This window comes from Bradyrhizobium sp., from assembly GCF_016462955.1.
GTDB lineage: Bacteria > Pseudomonadota > Alphaproteobacteria > Rhizobiales > Xanthobacteraceae > Bradyrhizobium.
This window is the reverse complement of record NZ_JAEMSD010000523.1, coordinates 1-4,620: the sequence shown is the minus strand read 5'-3', so window position 1 is coordinate 4,620 and position 4,620 is coordinate 1. Positions and strand designations below refer to the sequence as shown.

Here is a 4,620-nt window from a genome sequence, read left to right as displayed (position 1 = left end):
ACACTTTCCTGACGGGATGACCGGGGCATCGCCCGCCTGCCTTCAGGGAGGCGGGCTGATTCACGTTAACACGCTGTCCCGCTAGCTTTTTCCCCGCCCGCCGTGGCATGGTAAAAAACGATTTAATCTAGCTCAGGGGTCACACATATGGTCGAACCGATCATGTATCTGGCGATCGGTTTTCTGGTCTCGATGCTGTTCGGTCTGATGATCGTGCCGCTGGTCCATAACCGCGCGGTCCGGCTGACGACAAAGCGCCTCGAAGCCGCGACCCCGCTCTCGATGGCCGAGATCCAGGCCGACAAGGACCAGTTGCGAGCCGAGTTCGCGATGTCCGCCCGCCGGCTCGAAATGAGCGTCGAGCAGCTCAAGAACAAGACATCGAGCCAGCTTGCCGAACTCGGCAAGAAATCGGACGCGATCAACCGCCTCAAGATCGAACTCGGCGAGAAGAACGCCGCGATTTTCGCGCTGGAAGCGCGCGAGAAGGCGCTGAAGGATCAGTTGCGGGCGACCGAAGAAGAGTTCAGCGCCAAGACGCAGTCGCTGCGCACCGCCGAACAGCAGCTATCCGACAAGCAAGGTGAACTCGGCAAGCTCAACAGCGAACTTTCCCAGCGCTCGATGACGGCGGAAAGCCGTCAGGTCGAACTGCTCGCGGTCCGCAGCCAGATCGAAGAGCTGCAAAGCCGCGTCAATGACGCCGAGAAGGAAGTGTCCAGCAGCCGGCAGCGCCTGACCGACCATCGCAACGAAGCCGAGATCGCGACCCGCGAACTCAGCGACGCGCGCGGAAAGGTCGAGGATCTGAGCGGAAAGGTCACCGACCTCGATCGCCAGCTCGTGGTGCAGACCAAAGAAACCGAAATGCTGTCGGCGCGCGTCACGGATCTCGAGAACCGCCTCGCCTTGCAGGGCAAGATTCTCGCCGAGCGCGAATACGAGAACACCCTGTTGCGCCAGCAGGCCGAGGCCGCGAAACAGACCGAGCAGAAGCTGCGCGAAGACATGGCGTCCGGCACCGGCAATCCCGCGGCGCTGGAGAAGCTCCGCGCGGAAAAGGCTTCGCTCGAAGAACAGCTCACCGTCGCCCGGGATGAGCGCGCCAAGTTACAGCGCGACATCAATCTCATTCAGCAGCAGGCGGAAAGCTCGTGGTCCACCGAGCGCATGGAAAATGCCCTGCTGCGCGAGCGCATCAACGACATCGCAGCCGAAGTCGCCAAGCTTGCGGTGACGCTGGAGGGCCCTGACTCGCCGATCGAGGCGATCCTGGCGTCCGAGGAGCAAAAGCCCGCGATCAGCACCATCGTCAAGGCGACCACGGCGAACGGCGCTGCCCCAAATGGCGCTGCAGCGCCTGGCCCCGCCACCGAGGCGCGCGGCACGCTGGCGGAACGGATTCGGGCCTTGCAGGCACATGCCTCACGGGCGCGTCAGCCGGGATAGACTGACATTCAGCATCTACGGCGGGATTTCAGCCGAATTCTGAAGCACACGGGCCGGCCGCGCTTGACACCCCTGCCCCTGCTTCCGTAAATCCCCGCTCCGAAAGATATCCGGTGGTTCCGGGCGCATAGCTCAGCGGGAGAGCGTTCCCTTCACACGGGAGAGGTCCAAGGTTCGATCCCTTGTGCGCCCACCACGCTTCGCCAAAGGCTTCGCGTGGCACAGCCACGCCCAATAGTGGCGAAGCGTGTCCGGCGTAGCTCGAAGAGCGTAGACGGACTGGGGGTCTTGCCTCCGCTCTGTCAAAATTCGAAAACAACCCCATGCACAGTAGTCGGCGCGAGCGAAAGCGAGAAACCACGACTTTTCCGAATTTTGATTGAGGCGTCGGGCAAAACCCCGAGCCGCTTCGCAGTTCGTTGTGGGAACGATCTTCCCGCTTCTGGCGGCTGGGTTCCTTGAGCGCTGACATTGCTGCGGCGCGGACCGCGAAGCTCGGACTTCAGCGCCATACGAACAAGCCGTCGCTTGTGAAGTAGTTCACAGCTCCAGAGCGTGCCTTATGCGAGTTTCGGCCCTGCTGAGCTGAGCAGCGGAGAACTATAATTTTCGCGATAGAGCTTCATTGGGGGCAATGGGTCTTTGCGCAATTTGCGCATTCATCGCCAAGGTCTTCCAGCTATTCACCGCATCAGCTGCAAGGAGGATGCCGACAGTTTTTGGCTTACCACTCTTTGCGATACCAGCGTGCACGACACTGCTCCGATAAAGTGATCGCTGAGCGAATGAGGTCGGTCGATGATAAATTCCAAAGAGCCGCGCGACCTGAAAGACGTGTTGAAACTCGATGCCTCCGAAGTCCAACTGAAGCACCTCAAGTTCTTTCCGGCCATGACCGGGTGGTTCGAGCCCACACTCCTTCTGAAACTGCTTCTCAATGTCATCATATCGAAACTGTTTGGGCAGTACGCGGACCGCAGATTGACACATGCGGCCCTCGATAAGCAAACTTTCGAAGAGAGCCGCAGTACCACGGATTTGAGAAAAGATATCGGTGATGACCAAGGAGAGGTCTTGATCGATTATGTCGCCGACCTGGGTGACGGGTTCGATGCAACCTATGCCGTCGCTTATGCACTTGCACAGCCCTCGCTAACGCTGCCCGAATTCGAAAGACCGCTTCCTCGCGCCCACGTATTGGTGATGGGCGGCGACCAGGTCTATCCTACAGCTGCGCGCGACGAGTATATCGCCAGGCTACGGCGCCCCTACGAATTTGCGTGGCCTAAAAGTGATTCTGAGAAGCCGCGCCCCCTGCTCGTACTCCCCGGCAACCACGATTGGTATGACGGGCTTGTGGTTTTTCTAGCCCTCTTCTGTCGATCTAAATCGACAAGGATTGGAAACTGGGCAACGAGGCAGCGCAGGAGCTACTTCTCCGCCCGAGTCACCAACAACTGGTATATCTGGGGTATAGACATCGCGCTCGTGCGCGACATGGATCAGCCTCAGGCTGACTACTTCGTTGATGCCGCAAACAACATGCCTGACGGCGCCAACATAATTCTCTGCAGTGCAGAACCTGGTTGGTACGAAGCCGAGAAGGAAGGCGACTCGTTTCGGACCCTTGGATATGCTTCGCAGATCGCGGAGAACGCTGACAAGCACCTTCGTATTCCGCTCGTGCTATCGGGTGACTCACACCATTATGCTCGCTATCAGGGTGCCAACAGTCAGTTTATCACATCGGGTGGAGGCGGCGCGTTTGTCCACGGCACTCTCGAACTGAAGGATTCAATCAGTACGGACTGGCTGAAAGAGCGAGACGCAACTCTCTCGTTGCAGGCCGAATATCCGTCGAAGGAGGAGAGCAGAAGACTTCTTCGCGAGCGGAGCAGGTTTTTCCATAAAAATCCTGGACTCTCGTACGTTCTTGGCAGTTTCTACGCGATGTGTTGCTTTGTGCTGACACAAGCGCCAATCCCAGAGACCATTGTCGGGACCTGGCTTATGCTCTTCCTGGCGTTCTGGGGCTATTTCGGATACCAGGAGGGTCGTTTCAGCGCCGCAACTATGCTGTACTCGGCCGCGCATGCGCTGGTTCACTTCGCTGCAATTGTGATCTTGAGCACCGTTCTCTGGCTTGTGCGAGAGAACCTGTTGATCCTCGGGAGTCACTGGCTTCTTTGGGCTCTGGTCGTGGCGTTCCCCGTGCTCCCTCTGGGCGCTCGCATTGGGGGCTGGATTTTTGGCAAATATCTACAGCTTGCTTGCCTGCACTTGAACCGATGTCACAACGATGCCTTCAGTGCAATGCGACTCGATACTCACCGGCACTTCTTGAGAATGCGCATTGTCGGCGATGTGTTGACCATTTGTCCGATCTGCATCGATCAGCCGCCATCCCGAGCAGCGTGGCAGACAAATGACGAGCGCAGCCCAGACAAGCCCTCGCTGTTCGTGCCGCCGCGTAAGTTCAAGCCCCGACTCTTGGAGCCTGCCATCGTAATTGCGGCAGAGGAGTCCCTCTCGTCTGCGGATGTCGATCCATCTGCTGAGATCTCCCAAAGGAAAGATGATCAGTAGAACTAGATCCAACGCGCGGCCGCGCCGCTCGGTAGAGCGCGACAGGACCAGTCACGAGTTACGGACCCGGGAAGCACAGGCCGGATCGTCCCCTCACCGCTTGCGCGTTCGCGCGACGACGAACCACAGGGTCGCGTTGGTGAGCTCGGCGGTCACTTGGTTCGGCGTCGCCGGCGGCACGTCGCGGTGATCGACGACCAGCAGGCATGGGCCTGGCTTCGCGATCGGGACTGATGCGACGCCGTCGGCATCGGTCTTGAACTTGGGGATGTCCTTCTCGGCAATCGCGGTCCTGGCGTCACCGCGCTCGACCTCGGCGCCGGACAGCGGCTTGCCCTTGAACAGCACCTTGACGCGCAACGCACCGCCCGGCTGCACCTCGGCCGGATCGGACAGCGGTACGATCTCGAGCTCGTGTCCGAGCACCTCCTGCCAGGGCGAACCGGGGCCCGAGATCGCCTTCGCGAATTTTCCCGACCAGAGGCTTTCAGCAGCATCCGGCACCAGCCGGCGCGTGGCATTGCGGTAGAGGCCGCTTGTGGTTTTGACCCAGAAGCCGTTCGACGACGGCGGACACACCCTGAT

At 59.6% G+C, this 4,620-nt stretch carries 4 protein-coding genes and 1 tRNA gene; 3 read left to right on the top strand and 2 right to left on the bottom strand.

The features are described from left to right. Nucleotides 1–147: 147 nt before the first annotated feature. Both JHD07_RS33410 and JHD07_RS33405 read left to right on the top strand, forming a co-directional pair. Complete coding sequence (locus JHD07_RS33410) at nt 148–1,449, top strand: hypothetical protein (protein ID WP_291629894.1); 1,302 nt, start codon at nt 148–150, stop codon at nt 1,447–1,449. Nucleotides 1,450–1,570: 121 nt separating this feature from the next. Then, a tRNA-Val gene (locus JHD07_RS33405) sits at nt 1,571–1,645 on the top strand. Between the two features lie 404 nt (nt 1,646–2,049). Here the strand turns inward: JHD07_RS33405 and JHD07_RS33400 are convergent. Next, nucleotides 2,050–2,202, bottom strand: coding sequence for a hypothetical protein (locus JHD07_RS33400; RefSeq protein ID WP_291629892.1), 153 nt, complete (start codon nt 2,200–2,202; stop codon nt 2,050–2,052). A 45-nt stretch (nt 2,203–2,247) separates the two neighbouring features. Between JHD07_RS33400 and JHD07_RS33395 the strand changes: the two genes are divergently transcribed. Then, the gene (locus JHD07_RS33395; protein WP_291629890.1) at nt 2,248–4,035 is read left to right on the top strand and encodes a metallophosphoesterase; all 1,788 of its coding nucleotides are present in this window, start codon (nt 2,248–2,250) and stop codon (nt 4,033–4,035) included. Between the two features lie 93 nt (nt 4,036–4,128). Here the strand turns inward: JHD07_RS33395 and JHD07_RS33390 are convergent. Then, nucleotides 4,129–4,620, bottom strand: a 492-nt coding sequence (locus JHD07_RS33390) for a DUF4198 domain-containing protein (RefSeq protein WP_291629887.1), incomplete at its 5' end; no start/stop codon positions are given.

Bases quoted from the DNA above. Each gene is read 5' to 3' on its own strand.
- JHD07_RS33410 (WP_291629894.1), top strand. From the start codon at position 148: ATGGTCGAACCGATCATGTATCTGGCGATCGGTTTTCTGGTCTCGATG.
- JHD07_RS33395 (WP_291629890.1), top strand. From the start codon at position 2,248: ATGATAAATTCCAAAGAGCCGCGCGACCTGAAAGACGTGTTGAAACTC.